The sequence below is a fragment of the Kibdelosporangium banguiense genome (assembly GCF_017876405.1).
Taxonomy (GTDB): domain Bacteria; phylum Actinomycetota; class Actinomycetes; order Mycobacteriales; family Pseudonocardiaceae; genus Kibdelosporangium; species Kibdelosporangium banguiense.
In genome coordinates, this window is sequence record NZ_JAGINW010000001.1 from 3,086,466 (window position 1) to 3,103,603 (window position 17,138).

13 protein-coding genes are annotated in these 17,138 nt (G+C 68.2%); 11 read left to right on the forward strand and 2 right to left on the reverse strand.

Going from position 1 to position 17,138, the window contains the following annotated elements; all coding sequences use genetic code 11:
• Window positions 1–60 precede the first annotated feature (60 nt).
• From JOF56_RS14835 to JOF56_RS14850, 4 genes are all read left to right on the forward strand, one after another.
• Window positions 61–1,608 (forward strand): DNA polymerase Y family protein, encoded by a 1,548-nt coding sequence (locus JOF56_RS14835; RefSeq protein ID WP_209648263.1) that lies wholly within the window; start codon window positions 61–63, stop codon window positions 1,606–1,608.
• An 86-nt stretch (window positions 1,609–1,694) separates the two neighbouring features.
• The gene (locus JOF56_RS14840; RefSeq protein ID WP_209638148.1) at window positions 1,695–2,558 is read left to right on the forward strand and encodes a haloalkane dehalogenase; all 864 of its coding nucleotides are present in this window, start codon (window positions 1,695–1,697) and stop codon (window positions 2,556–2,558) included.
• Entirely contained in the window at window positions 2,555–3,385 is an 831-nt protein-coding gene (locus JOF56_RS14845; protein WP_209638150.1) for an RNA polymerase sigma factor, read from the forward strand. Before JOF56_RS14840 ends, JOF56_RS14845 begins: the two co-directional genes overlap by 4 nt.
• A 53-nt stretch (window positions 3,386–3,438) precedes the next feature.
• Window positions 3,439–5,403 (forward strand): S9 family peptidase, encoded by a 1,965-nt coding sequence (locus JOF56_RS14850; protein ID WP_209638151.1) that lies wholly within the window; start codon window positions 3,439–3,441, stop codon window positions 5,401–5,403.
• A gap of 195 nt (window positions 5,404–5,598) precedes the next feature.
• On the opposite strand, the gene JOF56_RS14855 is transcribed toward JOF56_RS14850, so the two are convergent.
• The gene (locus JOF56_RS14855) at window positions 5,599–6,339 is read right to left on the reverse strand and encodes a hypothetical protein (RefSeq protein WP_209638154.1); all 741 of its coding nucleotides are present in this window, start codon (window positions 6,337–6,339) and stop codon (window positions 5,599–5,601) included.
• Window positions 6,340–6,446: 107 nt separating this feature from the next.
• Here JOF56_RS14855 and JOF56_RS14860 point away from each other — a divergent pair, with 107 nt between their 5' ends.
• From JOF56_RS14860 to JOF56_RS14870, 3 genes are all read left to right on the forward strand, one after another.
• Window positions 6,447–9,767: an error-prone DNA polymerase gene (locus JOF56_RS14860; RefSeq protein WP_209638157.1), complete on the forward strand. Its 3,321-nt coding sequence runs from the start codon at window positions 6,447–6,449 to the stop codon at window positions 9,765–9,767.
• Between the two features lie 279 nt (window positions 9,768–10,046).
• Window positions 10,047–11,183 (forward strand): reverse transcriptase family protein, encoded by a 1,137-nt coding sequence (locus JOF56_RS14865; RefSeq protein WP_307855104.1) that lies wholly within the window; start codon window positions 10,047–10,049, stop codon window positions 11,181–11,183.
• A 17-nt stretch (window positions 11,184–11,200) separates the two neighbouring features.
• On the forward strand, window positions 11,201–11,653 hold the full coding sequence (locus tag JOF56_RS14870) for a universal stress protein (RefSeq protein ID WP_307855105.1): 453 nt from the start codon (window positions 11,201–11,203) through the stop codon (window positions 11,651–11,653).
• A 44-nt stretch (window positions 11,654–11,697) separates the two neighbouring features.
• Here JOF56_RS14870 and JOF56_RS14875 read toward each other — a convergent pair whose 3' ends face one another.
• Window positions 11,698–13,734: a TNT domain-containing protein gene (locus JOF56_RS14875; protein ID WP_209638159.1), complete on the reverse strand. Its 2,037-nt coding sequence runs from the start codon at window positions 13,732–13,734 to the stop codon at window positions 11,698–11,700.
• Window positions 13,735–13,808: 74 nt separating this feature from the next.
• Between JOF56_RS14875 and JOF56_RS14880 the strand changes: the two genes are divergently transcribed.
• From JOF56_RS14880 to JOF56_RS14895, 4 genes are read left to right on the forward strand one after another with little or no spacing between them, the layout of a single operon-like run.
• Complete coding sequence (locus JOF56_RS14880; protein WP_307855107.1) at window positions 13,809–15,038, forward strand: MFS transporter; 1,230 nt, start codon at window positions 13,809–13,811, stop codon at window positions 15,036–15,038.
• Window positions 15,035–15,979 (forward strand): DMT family transporter, encoded by a 945-nt coding sequence (locus JOF56_RS14885; protein WP_307855108.1) that lies wholly within the window; start codon window positions 15,035–15,037, stop codon window positions 15,977–15,979. Before JOF56_RS14880 ends, JOF56_RS14885 begins: the two co-directional genes overlap by 4 nt.
• On the forward strand, window positions 15,976–16,824 hold the full coding sequence (locus JOF56_RS14890) for a bifunctional methylenetetrahydrofolate dehydrogenase/methenyltetrahydrofolate cyclohydrolase (RefSeq protein WP_209638161.1): 849 nt from the start codon (window positions 15,976–15,978) through the stop codon (window positions 16,822–16,824). The genes JOF56_RS14885 and JOF56_RS14890 overlap by 4 nt, the downstream gene beginning before the upstream one ends.
• Window positions 16,821–17,117, forward strand: coding sequence for a DUF3017 domain-containing protein (locus tag JOF56_RS14895; RefSeq protein ID WP_307855109.1), 297 nt, complete (start codon window positions 16,821–16,823; stop codon window positions 17,115–17,117). The genes JOF56_RS14890 and JOF56_RS14895 overlap by 4 nt, the downstream gene beginning before the upstream one ends.
• Window positions 17,118–17,138 lie beyond the last annotated feature (21 nt).

The window sequence follows — 17,138 nt, forward strand, 5'->3', positions numbered from 1 at the left end:
TTCTCACCCCATCGAGTGATTGACCCTCCGCTTCGTCGAACCTATGTTCGAAGCATGCGAATGCTTGTGGTCTGGTGTCCGGATTGGCCGGTGGTGGCGGCCGCGTCCGGGGCTGGGCTGTCCCTGACTGTTCCTATGGCTGTGGTGGTGGCCAATCGGGTGGTGGCCAGTTCCGCGGTGGCGCGGCGTGAGGGGATTCGGCGGGGCATGCGCAGGCGGGAGGCTCAGGGCCGGTGTCCTGAACTTGTTGTGTTCGAGGACGATCCGGTGCGGGATGCCCGTTGCTTCGAGGCGGTCGCGGCGGCGGTGGAGGAGCTGGCTGTCGGCGTCGAGATCGTGCGGCCAGGGTTGGTCGCTGTGCCCGCGCGGGGGCCGGCGGGTTACTTCGGCAGTGAGGAGGCGGCGGCCGAGCAGCTTGTCGATCAGGTCGCCGGGCGGGCTGAGGTGGAGTGCCAGGTCGGGGTGGCCGACGGCCTGTTCGCTGCCACCTTGGCCGCGCATCGCGGTCTGGTGGTCGAGCCGGGGACGAGTCCCGCGTTTCTGGCGCCATTGGCCGTCAACGAGTTGCAGCAGCCGGGCGGTCCGGACCGTACAGAATTGATCGATCTGTTGCGGCGCTTGGGGTTGCGGACTCTTGGGGCGTTCGCCGGGATTACCGAACGGGATGTTGCCACCAGGTTCGACGCGGAGGCGGTGCGTGCGCATCGCCTGGCGCGTGGGCTGGACGAACGCCCGCCGTCCAGGCGCCGTCCGCCTCCGGACCTGTCCATCACAGCCGAGCTCGATCCGCCTGTCGATCGGGTTGATGCGGCTGCGTTCGTGGCCAAGTCGCTTGCGGATCGTCTGCATGCGGGGCTGGCCGCACATGGTTTGGCCTGCACGAGATTGGGGATCTATGCGCGTAGCGAACGTGACGAAGAGCTAGGCAGGGTGTGGCGGTGCGCGGAACCGTTGACACCGAATGGAATTGCCGATCGGGTGCGCTGGCAGCTCGATGGCTGGTTGCGTACTGGCGGGCCGACCGCCGCGTTGCAACGGTTGTGGCTTGAGCCTGAGGAAGTTGTTGAGGGCCGGGCGTTGCAGCTTGACCTGTGGCGTGGGGAAGGACATGCCGAGGCTGGTGAACGGGCAAGCCGGGCAATGGTCCGTGTCCAAGGCCTGCTGGGTCCGGAGGCAGTGTGCACACCGGTTCTGGGCGGTGGACGGGATCCGATCGACCGGGTCCGGCTGGTGCCGTGGGGCGAGGAGCTCATGCCGTCGGCCGAACCCGGCCTGCCCTGGCCGGGCCGATTACCCGAGCCGTCCCCGGCGGTCGTGTTCCCTGAGCCGGTACCAGCCGTTGTCCTCGACGAGTCCGGCAAACCCGTCCTGGTCACCGATCGGGATCTGCTCACCGCCAAGCCTGCCCAGGTCGGTATCAACGGTGGAGCCCCCCGGCCGGTGACCGCCTGGGCAGGACCTTGGCCCTCGGACGAACACTGGTGGGACCAGCCCCGCCCGCGCTCTCGGGCCCGCCTGCAGGTCCTGCTCGGCCACGAACCGAGCCAGACCGCACTCCTGCTCGCATACGAGGAGAACACCTGGACCATCCAGGCCCACTACGACTGAAAGGAGAAAAACTTCGAGCGAAGCGGTCACAGCTGGCACGAAGCCTGTGTCCAACCACGTAGACGCTGCTACTTGGGAGGACACGAATGCGGACCATCGAGGTCAACGACTCGTTCATGGCGTACACCGAGACCGGTGCGGGGGTGCCGGTGGTGTTCCTGCACGGGAACCCGACTTCTTCGTACCTGTGGCGGAAAGTGATCCCGCATGTGCAGGGGCAGGCGAGAGCACTGGCGCCGGACCTGATCGGGATGGGCGAGTCGGGCAAGCCGGATATCGGCTACCGGTTCACCGATCACGCCGGCTACCTGGACGCGTGGTTCGAGAAGCTGGGACTGGACGATGTGGTGATCGTCGGCCATGACTGGGGCGGGGCGCTGGGCATGCACTACGCGGCCCGCAACCCCGGCAAAGTCAGGGGCATCGCGCTTGTCGAGACCTTCCTCAGGTCGTTGACCTGGGCGGAGTACCCGCCGAACGGAGCTGCGCTGTTCCGTGCGATCAGGTCGCCGCAGGGCGAGCAGATGGTCCTGCGGGACAACAGCTTCATCGAAGTCAACCTGCCCGCCGGTGTGCTCGGTGGTCTCTCCCCGGAGGACCACGACGTGTACCGCAGGCCCTATCCCGACCCGCGGTCACGTCTGCCGACGCTGGTGTGGCCACGGGAGATCCCGATCGACGGTGCTCCCGCCGACGTGGACCAGATCATTGTCAATTACACAGAGTGGGCAAAGAATTCACCAGGGGTGCCGAAACTCCTGATGACCGTTGAGCCGGGCACGGCCATGGGGTCGGCGGACGCGGCTGTGTGGGCCAAGGAGACCTACGCGAGCCTGGAAGTCGTGTCCGTCGGCCCAGGCGGCCACCACGCCCCCGAAGACCAGCCGCACGCCATCGGGCAGGCGGTCGCGCGCTGGCTGACCCGGCACAAGCTGACAATGCAGCAGTGAGCAACACAGATGAGCAGGCCCTTGTGGCGAGGGCTGTCGACGGCGACAAGGCAGCCCTCGCCGAGGTCGTGCACCAGTTGCAGGACCCGATCTACCGGCTGGCCCTGCGGATGGTGTGGCGACCGGCCGACGCCGAGGACGCGACCCAGGAGATCCTGATCCGCGTCATCACCCGGCTGGCCACCTGGCGGGCCGAGGCGAGGCTGCTCACGTGGGCCTACCGGATCGGCGTCAACTACCTGCTCAACCTGCGTCGCCAGACCCCTCAGGAGCAGGCCGGGCTGAGCCTGGACGACTTCCGCGAGGACCTGGCCGCCGGCCTGGCCACCGCCGACTACACCGGTCCGGAGGCCACGTTGCTGGCCAACGAGGTCCGGCTCACGTGTTCCCAGGCGATGCTGCAGTGCCTGGAACGCGGTGAGCGGGTCGCGTTCGTGCTGACCGAAGTGTTCGAACTGTCCTCCACGGACGCGGCCTGGATCCTGGACATCACCCCGGCCGCGTTCCGTAAGCGGCTGGAACGCGCCCGGCTACGGATCCGGAATTTCATGGGCTCGACGTGCGGACTGGTCAACCCCGAGGCGTTCTGCCGGTGTTCCAGGCGAGTGCGCAAGGCCGTCGCGATCGGCCGGATCGACCCGAAGCAGCCGGTTTTCGCGACACATCCCGTCAAAGGCCGTGGTGTCAAGGAAGCCGCCGCCCAGATGCACAAGCTGCACGACGCCGCGGCCGTGCTGCGTGCGCATCCGGACTACGCGGCACCGCAAGCGAAAACGGACGCCGTGCTGGCGCTGCTGCAATCGGGGCGGTTCCCGCTGCTGGAGTGAGACCTTTTCACTTAACAACGTCGCTGACCGGGACACGATGGTATGACGGCCTAGTGATCTCGGACCAGTTTTCTGACCTCGACGACTATGTCCGGCTGCCGCGCCTGAGCGGGCTGTGCCTGTCACCGGACGGGCGCAGGCTCGTTGTCGGTGTGGCGACACCGGATCCGGAGAAGAACCGTTATGTCACAGCGTTGTGGGAAGTCGACCCCGCGGGTGGGCGACCGGCACGGCGGCTGACCCGGAGTGCCGAAGGCGAATCCAGCGCTGCCTTCACGCCGTCCGGTGACCTGCTGTTCGTGTCGAAACGCCAGGACGACACGGCCGCCCTGTGGAAGCTGCCGGCCGAGGGCGGGGAAGCCCATCCGGTGGCGGCTCCGCCGGGAGGCGTGCGTGGGGTCGTCAGCAAGGGCGGTGTGTCGGTGCTGGCCGCCCCGCTGCTGCCATCGGCCGTGGATGTCCTGAGCGACAAGGACATTCGCGCACAACGCAACGACGTCACCGCGATCCTTTACGACGAGTTCCCGATCCGGCTGTGGGACCAACATCTGGGGCCGGACCGGACACGTCTGCTCGCGGCCGACGACGAGTGGAACCTGCGTGACATCACCGGGCATGTGGGCCGTGCTCTGGACGATGCACCCAGTTGGGACATCACGCCGGACGGGCGCACGGTCGTCGCGGCATGGGCGGTCGCCGAACCCGGGGGCTCGCAGCGGTACACGCTGGTCGCCATTGACGTGGCCACAGGGGAACGGCGTGTGCTGGCGGACGATCCCGATTACGAGTACTTCACGCCGAAGATCTCGCCGGACGGAACCCAGGTCGCCGCGGTCGTCCTGCGGCGCAGCACTGTCGAGGACGTGGGTCACCGTTCGGTCGGCGTCGTCCCGGTCGCGGGCGGCACGGTGAAATCCCTGACAGAGAACTGGGATCGGTGGCCACGCACCCCGCACTGGACCCCGGACGGCAAGAAGATCGTGATCGCCGCGGACGACCACGGCCGCTCGCCGCTATGGCTCGTCGACGCCGAGACGGGTGCGGTGGCCCGGCTGACCCCGGATCACGGCGCATATACCGACATTCAGATTTCTCCTGACGGCCAATGGGTTTATGCCCTGCGCGCGGCCATCGACAGCCCTCCTGGGCCGGTCCGGATCGGGCTGGACGGGTCCACAGTGGAACAGCTGCCCGGCCCCGCGGACGACGTGGACCTGCCGGGCACCCTGACCGAAGTCACGGCAAAAGCCGTCGACGGGACCACGGTCCGCGCGTGGCTCTCCTTGCCGCACAACGCTTCCGCGGACAACCCTGCCCCGCTGCTGCTTTGGATTCACGGCGGCCCGTACATGTCGTACAACACGTGGTCCTGGCGTTGGAATCCGTGGCTGATGGTGGCCAAGGGCTACGCCGTGCTGCAGCCGGATCCTGCATTGTCGTCCGGGTACGGTGCTGGCTTCATCATGCGTGGCTGGGGTGAATGGGGCGGGACGCCGTACACGGACCTGATGTCGATCACTGACACCGTGGTGGAACGGACGGACATCGACGAGTCCCGCACCGCGGCCATGGGGGCTTCGTACGGCGGTTACATGGCGAACTGGATAGCCGGGCACACCGACCGGTTCGACGCGATCGTCACCCACGCGGCGGTGTGGTCACTGGAGCAGGAGATGCGGACCACCGACCAGTCGTACGACTTCCTCAGGGAGATGACCGAGGACGCGGTCGAAGCCAACTCGCCGCACCGCTTCGCCGACAACATCGTCACACCGATGCTGGTCATCCACGGCGACAAGGACTACCGCGTGCCGATCGGCGAGGCGCTGCGGCTGTGGTGGGATTTGTCGTCGCGGTCCAAGGGCGAGGACTTCCCGCACAGGCTGCTCTACTTCCCCGACGAGAACCACTGGATCCTCAAGCCGCGACACACGAAAGTGTGGTACTCGACGATCTTCGCCTTCCTGGCCCAGCATGTGCTCGGCGCTGCCTGGCAGCGCCCGGAGGCCCTGGGTTGACCTGCGAAAACATCCTGAACAGGGCGAAGGGTGGCCGCGACATGCGCGACCGCCTTTCGACTTGACCAGGGTGACCCGTAGGGACATACTCGAACACATGTTCGAGAACTTCTCCTCGCTGTACCAGTCCGACCGCGACATGGCCCAGGATCTGCTCGCCGAGCTGATCCCGCGGCAACGTCAGCGAGAAGACGATCAGCTGCCGAAGTGCTGGGGGCCGCCCGGCGGCGGTGGCGGGTACCCAGGGCCCGGCCCTGGTGATGCCGACTTGAAGTAGGCGTTGGAGTCCGGCTGGAACAAGAAGAACAGCGAGCCACCGAAGGCGGCGATCTCGGCCAGCATGAAGATCAGCATCAGCGCGCCGAAGCCACCCAGGATGGTGAACACCAGCCCGACGCTGAACAGGGCGATGAGCGCGAACAGGGCGCCGAGGCCGGTGAGGATCGCCAGGGTGATCCGGGCCCAGTCGGCGCCGTTGCGCATCATCACGGCGATCACGAACACACCGGCGGCCAGCAGGATCCCGACGATTCCGAAACCGCCGACAAAACTGCCGTAGTAACCGGCCCAGGTGATCATTTGAATCAGGTAGTAGGCGACCATGATCACCGCGCCCGCGGAGGCGAGCAGGAACGCCCACGTGACGCTCTTGGGAGTCGGCATTGTCGGGCGGGCTCCGCCGGTTCCCCAATTCGCGCCGATTCCGCTGAGTTTCTGGGCGAACGCGGGAGGGTCGGGGACCTTCGGGCCGCTGCCGGGCTGCTGCTGGTGCTGCCCGTAGGGCTGCTGCGGCTGGCCGTACGGAGGTTGTGGCTGGCCGTAAGGCGGTTGTTGCTGACCATAAGGCGGCGGCTGCTGCGGGCCGCCTTGCGGCTGGCCATAGGGCCTGCCTTGGCCGGGGCCCGGCTGGTACGGGTCCTGCGGGTTCTGAGTCACGGCTGGACGGTAGACGCCATTGCAACGGCGGATAAAGGGGTGACCCGGCCGATTGGACCAAAGTCTGCCCGCTTGGGCAGTTATCGGTTAACCCAAAAGGGGCAGAAATGGGCTGGAACAACCCACCTGTCCGCTGGTCGGAACTGGAAAGGGCACTGTCGGGAAAACCTTTCGACTCCGGCGACGGCGGCGACAGCCCGGCGTGGACACATCACCGGGGCCCGTACGTTCCGCCGCCGGAAATCGGGCTGCCCGGCGCGATGGATCATCCCGGCGGCGCCGAGCGGGTGCCGTACGCCGAGCTGCACTGCCATTCCAACTTCAGTTTCCTCGACGGTGCCAGTCATCCCGAGGAACTCGTCGAAGCAGCCGCGCTGCAGGGGCTCGAGGCGGTCGCGATCACGGACCACGACGGCATGTACGGCGTGGTCCGGTTCGCCGAGGCCGCGAAGGAGCTCGGCGTTCGTACGGTGTTCGGCACCGAGCTGAGCCTCGGCCTGCCCGCACCGCAGACCGGCGTCCCCGATCCGGCGGGTGAGCACATGCTGCTGCTCGCCCGCCAGCTCGACGGGTACACCGCGCTGTGCCGGACGATCAGCACCGGCCAGCTCAACGGTGGTGAGAAAGGACGTCCGGTCTACGACCTCGACCAGGTCGTGGCCGCGACCAGGGACCACTGTGTCGTGCTCACCGGTTGCCGCAAAGGCGCGGTCCGCCGGGCGCTCGACACAGTGGGCCCGGACGCCGCCGCCGGGCAACTGCTCCGGCTGGTGGACCTGTTCGGCAAGGACAACGTCTTCGTCGAGCTGATCGATCACGGCATGCCTCATGACACCGCCCGCAACGACGTGCTCGCCGCGATGGCGAAGTACTACAAACTGCCGACCGTTGCGACCAACGCCGTGCATTACGCCCATCCCGACCGTGGCCGGCTGGCGGCGGCGATGGCTGCGGTCCGTTCACGCAAGAGCCTCGACGAGATGGCGGGCTGGCTTCCGCCGGCACCGACCGCGTGCATGCGTTCCGGCGCGGAGATGAAGGCCCGGTTCGAACCGCGCTATCCCGGCGCTGTGCAGCGGGCAGCCGTGCTTGGTGTGGAGTGTTCGTTCGATCTGCGCCTGGTCGCGCCGAAGCTGCCGCCGTTCGACGTGCCACCCGGCCATACCGAGGACTCGTATCTGCGGTTGCTGACTTACCAGGGTGCCGCTGAGCGATACGGCTCGGCCGAGAGCAGGCCGGACGCCTACAGGCAGATCGATCATGAGCTGAAGGTGATCAGAGAGCTCGAGTTCCCCGGTTACTTCCTGGTGGTCTGGGACATCGCGCGGTTCTGCCGGGAGAACAACATCCTCTGCCAGGGCCGTGGTTCGGCTGCGAACTCCGCTGTCTGTTACGCGTTGGGGATCACGGGGGTCGACGCGGTCGAGCACAACCTGTTGTTCGAGCGGTTCCTGGCCCCGGCCAGGGATGGGCCGCCGGACATCGACCTGGACATCGAGTCCGACCGTCGCGAGGAGGCGATCCAGTACGTCTACCGCAAGCACGACCGCTGGTGCGCCGCGCAGGTCGCCAACGTGATCACCTATCGGTCCCGTTCCGCGATCCGTGACATGGCTCGTGCGCTGGGCTATTCGCCTGGCCAGCAGGATGCCTGGAGCAAGCAGATCGACCGCTGGGGGCCGGTGAAATCCACAGTGGACGAGAACGATCACGACATCCCGGATGTCGTGCTGGAACTGGCGGGAGAGATCGAGGGCTTCCCGCGGCACTTGGGCATCCATTCCGGTGGGATGGTGATCTGTGACCGGCCGGTGGGTGAGGTGTGCCCGATCGAGTGGGCACGGATGGCCGAGCGTTCGGTGCTGCAGTGGGACAAGGACGACTGCGCGGCGATCGGGCTGGTCAAGTTCGACCTGCTCGGCCTGGGCATGCTGTCGGCTCTGCACTACGCGATCGATCTGGTGCGGGAGCATGAGGACACCGAGGTCGACATCGCCAAGCTCGACCTGACCGACGACAACATCTACGCGATGCTGCGCGAAGCGGATTCAGTCGGAGTGTTCCAGGTGGAGAGCCGTGCGCAGATGGCCACCCTGCCCAGGTTGAAGCCGCGCAAGTTCTACGACCTGGTGGTCGAGGTGGCGTTGATCCGGCCGGGCCCGATCCAGGGCGGCTCGGTGCATCCGTACATTCGGCGGCGCAACGAACTGGAAGACATCACCTACGATCACCCGTTGCTGGAACGGGCATTGGAGAAAACCCTGGGCGTGCCGCTGTTCCAGGAACAGATGATGCAGATCGCGGTGGATGTGGGCGGATTCGACGCGGCCGAGGCGGACGAGTTGCGCCGGGCGATGGGCGCCAAACGGTCCACCTACCGGATGGAACGCCTGCGGGAGCGTTTCTACGAAGGCGCGGCGAAAAACGGCATCGAAGGCGAGCTGGCCGAACGGGTCTACGCGAAACTGCTGGCGTTCGCCAACTTCGGCTTCCCGGAGAGCCACGCCCTGAGCTTCGCGCACCTGGTCTTCGCGAGCTCGTATTTCAAGTACTACCACCCGGCCGCGTTCTGCGCGGCACTGCTTCGCGCCCAGCCCATGGGTTTCTACTCGCCGCAGTCACTGGTCGCCGACGCGCGGCGGCACGATGTCGAGGTCCGCGGCCCGGACATCAACGCAAGCCTGGCGCATGCGACCCTGGAACCATTGTCGGAGAACAACAAGAAGCCTGCGGTCCGGCTGGGGATCGGTACGGTCCGGGCCATCGGCCAGAAGCTCGCGGACCTGATCGTCGAGGAACGGCAGGCGAATGGGCCGTTCACCGGCATGACTGATCTGGCCAGGCGGGTCCAGCTGACCACACCGCAGGTCGAGGCCCTGTCCACGGCCGGTGCGTTCGGTTGCTTCAAGATCAGCCGCCGGGCCGCGTTGTGGTCGGCCGGTGCGGTGGCGGGCGATCGGCCGGACCGGCTGCCCGGCACGACAGCCAGTGCGGCCGCGCCGACGTTGCCCGGTATGGACGAGGTCGAGCTCGCGGTGGCCGACGTGTGGGCGAACGGCCTGTCCCCGGACAGTTTCCCTACCCAGTTCGTCCGTGAGAGGCTGACCGAGCTGGGTGCGCTGACCGCCGCCGAACTGTCCGATGTGGACAATGGAACCCGGGTGCTGATCGGTGGCGCGGTCACCCACCGGCAACGCCCGGCAACCGCAGGCGGGGTGACGTTCCTCAACATCGAGGACGAGACCGGAATGGTCAATGTGGTGTGTTCACCGGGTTTGTGGGCCCGCTACCGCAGAATCGCCCGGGGCAGCCCGGCGATGCTGGTCCGCGGCGTGGTGGAAAGCGCGGAAGGCGTCGTCAGCCTGATGGCCGACCGGCTGCAGAACCTCGATCTGCGGATCCCCTCGAAGTCCCGGGACTTCCGGTAGCGGCCGGATGACGGCAAACCGGGTACATTCGCGGTTGTGCGGCGACGCGGTGGTGAGCAGGTGGAACATCACCCCTCCGGGGTAACCCCGGGGAGCACGGTATTATCTGGGCATGACACCCCACGCGCGTCGGTACGCTCCGCGGATCCAGGGGCGCGCGGATATCGGGAGAAAGAGTCACTTCGCGTCGCCGCATCCGCCCTCGACGGGCCGTGGACCCGGGCTGCCATAGCCGAACGGCTGATCTCCTGTTTCGAGGATCCGGGGCAAGCCGAGTCCATGGCGGATCGCCTGCTCGCACACTGCCCACGGCCGCCGTTGGGGAATGCCCGGGATCTTTCCCGGCTCATCCTCGAGTTCCCACCGGAGCCGGTGCTGGTCATGCCGCCGGTGCCGCGGATCTGGCGATGGGGTGTCCCGCAGTGGGAGTACACAGCCGACGTGGCCGCGCTGCTGGACGTCACTCTGTCCGAATTGGATTGGCTGGCCGATGCCGGAGGCTGGAACAGGCGGGCAGGCGAGCCGCTGCGGCACTACCGGCCGAAGTGGGTGGCGACCTCCACGGGTGGCATCCGGCTGATCGAGGCGCCGAAACCACGGCTCGCGGAGGCCCAGCGCCGGATCGCCAGGCACTTGTCGTTGCCTGTTCATGAAGCGGCGCACGGATTCCGGCCCGGACGTTCACCTCTCACCTACGCCCAGCCGCACGCGGGCAAGGCCCTGGTGGTCCGGATGGACCTGGAAGGGTTCTTCGCCGCGATCACCGGTGCCCGTGTGCGAGCACTGCTGCGCACCGCCGGGTATCCGCATCAGGTCGCGATCAAACTAGCCGGGCTGCTCACCACGCGGACACCGTTGGACGTGCTGCGGGACACACCGCCGACTCAAGGCGACCCGGACGTACGACGCAGATTGCTGGCGCGCCTGCCGGGCCAGCACCTGCCGCAGGGTGCACCGTCATCACCCCAGCTCGCCAACGCAATTGCCTACCGGCTGGACTGCAGGCTCGCCGGGCTTGCGAACGTCCTTGGCGCCGAGTACACGCGATACGCCGACGACCTTGCGTTCTCCGGGCCGCAAACGCTTCCGCTGCACCGTCTCCTGCCCGGAGTCCGGGCCATCGCCCATGACGAGGGCTTCAGAGTCCGGCCGGACAAGAGCCGGGTGAGCGCCGCGCATCAACGGCAGAAACTCGCTGGGCTCGTGGTCAACAGCGCACCTGCTGTTCCTCGCGCCGAATACGACGCGTTGCGTGCGTTGCTGCACAACTGTGTGCGGACTGGCCCTGAGGCCCAGAACCGGGCCGGCCACCAGGATTTCCAGAGCCATGTCCGCGGCCGGATCGAGTGGGTGGCGGCCGGTCATCCCGGCCGGAGCGCGAAGTTGCGGGCGCTGTACCGCAACATCGCCTGGTAGTCCCTTACGATCCGGGTGTGTCCGAGGGCGCGGCCGATTTCGAGATCGGCAAGGACGGCTTGACCGTCATCGTTGTGGGCGTTGACGGCAGCCCACCTTCTCTGCACGCGGCGGCGTGGGCAGGCGGCCTGGCGCGCCGCGAGAGAGCCAAGCTCGTGCTGGTCTATGTCGAGCCGATCGCCAGCCCGGCCTACTGGACCGCGATGGGCATGGCCGGCGCGACCGAGGCCGCGACCGCCTTCGTCGACGAGATCCGGAACGAGGCCGCCACATACCTCGACCATGCCGGAGTCGCCTGGGAACTGGTGCACTACCGCGGCGACCCAGCGCACGGTCTTGAAGCCATCGCCGAGGAGCGACGCGCCGACTGCATCGTCGTCGGCCGCTCCCGGCACGGCGGTGGCCTGGTCGGCTCAGTCCCCAAAATGCTTGTCAAAGACGCCAAGCGACCCGTGGTCGTCGTGCCCTAGACATGGCAAAAGGCGGCTGTCCGCCGCCTTTTGCCATGATGCGGTCAGGTCAGTGACGGCTTTTCCCGGCCGGGAACCTCGACCAGGTAACCGTCTTCCAGCATGTCCTCGACCGCGTGCGGAAGCAGGAAAGCCGTTCCGCCACCGGGCTGTTCGAACCATGGGATCGCGACGCCGGTGAGTGCCTCGAACGACTGCTGCACACGGTATGTGTGGTACTCGCGGTTGACCCAGTCCGGCACGAGCGACCGCAATGGGAACGGCGTGCCCACGGCGTACACCAGGTTTCCGTCGCCGTCGCCGAACCGGTCGATCTCAGTGCCCGGGTGCAGTTCGACCATCCGCTTGCCGCGGAACAACGTCAGCGGTGGTTCGCCGTACAGCGGCTGGATCGGCCAGTCCTGGGGCCTGGTCGGCGACGGGTCCGGAGGGCTGCTGCCGCGGCTGGGCGCGGGCAGCATTGCCGTGGATGTCCCTGGCTGTTGTGGCGGCTCCGGCGGGGGAGCGCTGGGCACTGAGACGGGCTCGCGCTCGTCTGTGTCCTCCAAAGCCGACAGCGAAGGCAACGACAGGACCGTCTTGGCCAAGTCGTCGTCCACCGGTGGTGGAGGCGGCGGAATCGGCCGCTGGGGCGGCGGCGCCGTGACCAAAGGCGGCGGCGTGACCAAAGGCGGCGGCGTGACCAACGGCGGCGGGGCCACAGGAGGTGGCTCCGGGATTTCCGCGTGCGGCGGCTCGGCTGGGGCCGCCGGGCCGGGAGCGTCGAGCAGCACCTTGCCCAGCAGGAACGCCGACGCGTCCGCGACATCCTCGAAGTGGCTCGGGCTGACGAACTGGTCCTGTTCGAACCAGCCGACGCGCCAGCCGTCGTCCACACGTTCCAACGTCCAGGTGTGCTCCACCGGCGGGCCGATCCGGTACGCCGACTCCGGCACGCCGAGCTCGGCGAACTTCGCCCGGACGGCACCGAGCGCCGGGCCGGGCGGGGGCGGGGCTGCAACTGCCGGGACCGCCGGGATGATCAGTCCCTGCGGAGGCGTGGCAGGTGCGGGCGGCGGTGCTGCGGGCGGTGGTGATGCCGTAGGAGGAGGCGGCGGAGGCGGAGGTGCGCTGGGTGGCGCCGGGCGGGCCGGTGGGGGCGGGGGCGCGCCGCGGGACACGAACGCGCCTGCCTCGGCCAGCGTCGCCTCGTCGACCTCGGGCAGTTCGAACCCGTGCCGGCGGATGTGCAGAACCAGGTCGGGTTCCGGGCTGACGCCATAGGTCCGCAGGTAGTAGTTGACCGACGCGGGCCAGATCCAGGTGCCGTCGGAGTGGAACGCGATCGGCACCGAGTTGCGGTTCTCCGGGTCCAGCCGGTCGACGTCGTAGCCTCGGCTGGGCATCGCGAACGGCGCGTCGTCCAGGTAACCGAGCACGGCTTCGGTGTCCAGCTCGTCGATCTGCGGCCGGTTGACCACCGGACGGCCCTGCGGGCCCATCCCGTCGAACGTCCTGGCCACCCGGAACCGGGGCCGGTCGAACCCACCAGGAGGGGTGGGCGGTCCACCGGGGGCCACGCCTGGCGGCGGGCCAGGCGGTGGCGGCGGTGGCGGCAGCGGCGCGCTCAGTCGCCGGTTCAGCCACTCCGGGATGTTCTCCTCATCCCGGGGGAAGAGTTGGAGCTCGTCGGGGAACGCGGGCGGCGGCGGTGGGTTGTCCCACTCCGGTTCCTCGCGGTCGTACTCGAGGTTGTAACTCGACGGCCGGTCCAGTTGGTAACGCGCGTTGAACCAGGTGCCACGCCCGTCGCGGTACATCCCGGCACGTAGCCGCCCGAAGAGCGCGGCCAGGTCGGGTGAGACCGTCCAGGAGCGGGGCTCCTCGTTCTCGTTGGTCAGCTCCGCCGACATCTCGTGATAGCGGCCGACAGCGCGGTAGTAGACCATCACCTGCTGCCATTCGGGCGGAGCAGCCCGCAGCAGCGCCAAGCCGATCTGCTTGACCAGCGTGTCCTGCTCGGTCGGATCCAGCTGGGTCGGTTGCGTCACGTCCCCATCCTCCCTTCTCCGATTCGATTCGGCACATGCGGAATTCGCCATATGCCCAACCGGCCCGTGACTGCTCTGAGGGTAATCGTTCGCTGATCGCCGGTGCCCCCTGAGACAGTGGCCAGGTGCTCCAGCCCTACCGCGACCTCGCCGCCGTGCCCAGAGTGCCAGGTCTGCTGACCTGGACGATGCTGGGCAGGCTGCATCTGACAGGGACCCCGCTGGCGATGTCGTTCCTGATCGCGGGCTGGACGGACTCGTACGCGCTGGCCGGGGTGGTCGGCGCGGCCCTGATGGCAGGCATCGGCGTGGCCGGGCCGGTGCGAGGGCGTGCCGCAGACAGGCGGGGCGCGGCGCGGCTGCTCGTTGTGACCGGGATCAGCTATGGCGTCGGTCTCACCGTGATCGCGTTCATACCCAGCCTCCTACCCGCTGCCTGGTGGCCGGTCATGGCGGTGGCCGCGTTCGTGGTCGGGCTCAGCAACCCGCCTGTCATCCCGGTGAGCCGCGCGGTGTGGCCGCGCCTGCTCAAGGGGCCAGCGCTGAACTCGGTGTACACGGTCGACGCGACGTTGACCGAGCTGCTGTACGCGGTCGGGCCGCTGCTCGCCGCGTTCTTGGTGGCATTGGTCAGCCCGGCGGCGTCGATCGTCATCTCCGGTGCTCTGGCCACAGTCGGCGCGCTGGGTTTCGCCAAGATGCTGTCGCTCGCCGGGCAGTCCGGCCCCGTGCCCGCCTCCACAGATGGCGAGACCAGGCGTGATCGCGTGGGACTGCTGAACACGCCCGGGATCCTCGCGTCGCTCGGGCTGGCGTTGTGCCTGGTCGCCGCGTTGCTGATGGTGGACATGACGATCGTCGGCTGGGCGCGGGAAGTCGGCGCGCCGATCCTGGCCGGCGTGCTCGGCGCGGTGTGGGCGATCGGGTCCGGGATAGGCGGGCTGGTCGCGGGTGGGTTGTCCGGTATGCCCCGGTTGACGCGCCGGGTCCTGTTGAACCTGCTGGGTGTGGCCGCGCTCGTGCCGGTGTTGCCGCCGGTGTTCGATCCGGCTTCGCCGTGGCTGATCGGGCTCGTGCTGCTGCTGGGTGGCGCCGCGATCGCGCCTGCGGCGGCCGCGGCGAACGCCCGGGTCGGCGAGATCGCACCACCCGAGCGGCGCACTGAGGCGTACGGCTGGCTGTCCTCGGCTTCCACCGTGGGCTTCTCGATCGCGCTGCCGACTTCCGGCTTCCTGCTGGACCACGGCGGCCCGTCGGTCGCCGCAGCCGGTGCCGTGGTCTTCGTGGTGCTGGGTGTCCTGCTCGCGGTGCGGATCCCAGCGCCGAAACCGGTTCCGGAGCCTGCGCTCTCGTGAGGTCACGGGCGCTGTTCGGACTGCTCGCCGTGCTCAGCGGGATCTGCCTGGCGACGCAGGGCCGCATCAACGGCGAGCTCGGAACGCGCCTGCAGGACGGCGTGTTCGCGGGGCTCATCTCCAACGGCTTGGGCCTCATCGTGCTCGTTACGTTGGTGCTGGTCATGCCGATAGGGCGGCGCGGCGTGAGCAGGCTCACCCAAGCGCTGCGGGAGCGGAAGCTGCGTTGGTGGCAGCTCCTCGGCGGGTTCGCCGGGGCGTACCTGCTGTTCACGCAAGGCGTCGCCATCACTGCTCTCGGCGTCGCGGTGTTCACCGTCGCCACGGTCAGTGGGCAATTGCTGAGCAGCCTCGCGGTCGACCGCGCGGGACTTGGCCCTGCGGGGCCGAAACCCGTGACGGGGCGGCGGGTACTTGGTGCGGGCATGGCGGTCGGCGCGGTTTTCCTCGCCGTGCAGGGGCAACTCGATCAGCCCGAGGCGCTGTGGCTGTTCGTGCTGCCCGCACTGGCCGGGTTCGGACTGGCCTGGCAGGCGGCGGTGAACGGCCAGGTGCGGGAGTCCGCCGGGAACGCGCTGGCAGCCACGTTGGTCAACTTCAGCGCGGGCACGACCTTGCTGGTGGTCGGCGCGGTCGTGGACGTGCTCATCCGCGGCTGGCCCGCCGCCCTGCCAGGCGACTGGTGGCTCTACACCGGCGGCGCGTTCGGCATGGTCGTGATCGGCAGCTCGGCCGTAGTCGTCAGGGTGATCGGGGTGTTGCTGCTGAGCCTTTGCGTGGTAGCGGGGCAGTTGCTCGGTGCCGTCCTGCTGGACGTTTTCGTGCCCGCCCGCACCGCGCAACTGACCTGGACCGAGGTGCTGGGCACAGTGATCACGCTGGTAGCCGTGTTCGTGGCCGCGCTACCCAGCCGTCGGGGTTCTGCGAAGATAACCGTGTGAGCGCGACGATCCTGGATGGCAAGGCGACCCGAGACGCGATCTACGAGGACCTGAAGGTGCGCGTGGCCGCACTGCGGGAGCGTGGCATCGCGCCTGGGCTGGGCACAGTGCTGATCGGGGAGGACCCCGGCTCGGCGATGTACGTCCGCGGCAAGCACGCGGACTGCGCGAAGGTCGGGATCATGTCGATCCGCAAGGACCTGCCCGCGGACATCTCGCAGGAGGACGCCCTAGCGGTGCTGGACGAGCTGAACGCCGACCCGGCGTGCACCGGCTACATCGTCCAGCTGCCGGTTTCCAAGCACTTGGACACCGGCGCGCTGCTCGAGCGGGTCGACCCGGCCAAGGACGCCGACGGCCTGCACCCGGTCAACCTCGGCCGGCTCGTGCTGATGGAGCCCGCTCCGCTGCCCTGCACCCCGCGCGGCATCGTCGAGCTGCTCAACCGCTACCAGGTACCGATCCAGGGCGCGAACATCACGGTCGTCGGCCGTGGTGTGACCGTCGGCCGCCCGCTGGGCCTGCTGCTGACCCGCCGTTCGGAAAACGCCACCGTCACGCTGTGCCACACGGGCACCAAGGACCTGGCCGCTGAGGTTCGCCGTGCCGACATCGTCGTCGCGGGCGCAGGTGTGCCGCACTTGATCACGGCCGACATGGTCAAGCCAGGTGCCGCGGTCCTCGACGTCGGCGTCAGCCGCACCGACGACGGCATGCGCGGCGACGTGCACCCCGACGTTGCCGAAGTTGCCGGTTTCCTGTCGCCGAACCCTGGCGGGATCGGCCCGATGACCCGGGCGATGCTGCTGACCAACGTTGTCGAGGCCGCCGAGGCGCAGGCGTGACGGTCTCCATGCCGCCGAACACCCGGCTCCGTGATCAGTGGCCGTTCCTCACGGTGCTGCTGATCGTGGCCGTCGGTCTCATCCGGATCGTCATGTACCACTGGCGGGACGGCACAACCCTGATCGGCGTCGGCCTTCTGGTCGCGGCCGTCCTGCGGCTGCTGCTGCCCGACAAGCGAGCAGGCCTGCTGGCAGTCCGCAAACGCCGCGTGGACATGCTGCTCTACGGCGGTTTCGGCCTGATGATCATCTACATTTCGCTCTCGATCATCGGCGGCCAGCTCGACTTCTGAGCCGAATGGCCGAGGCCGCGA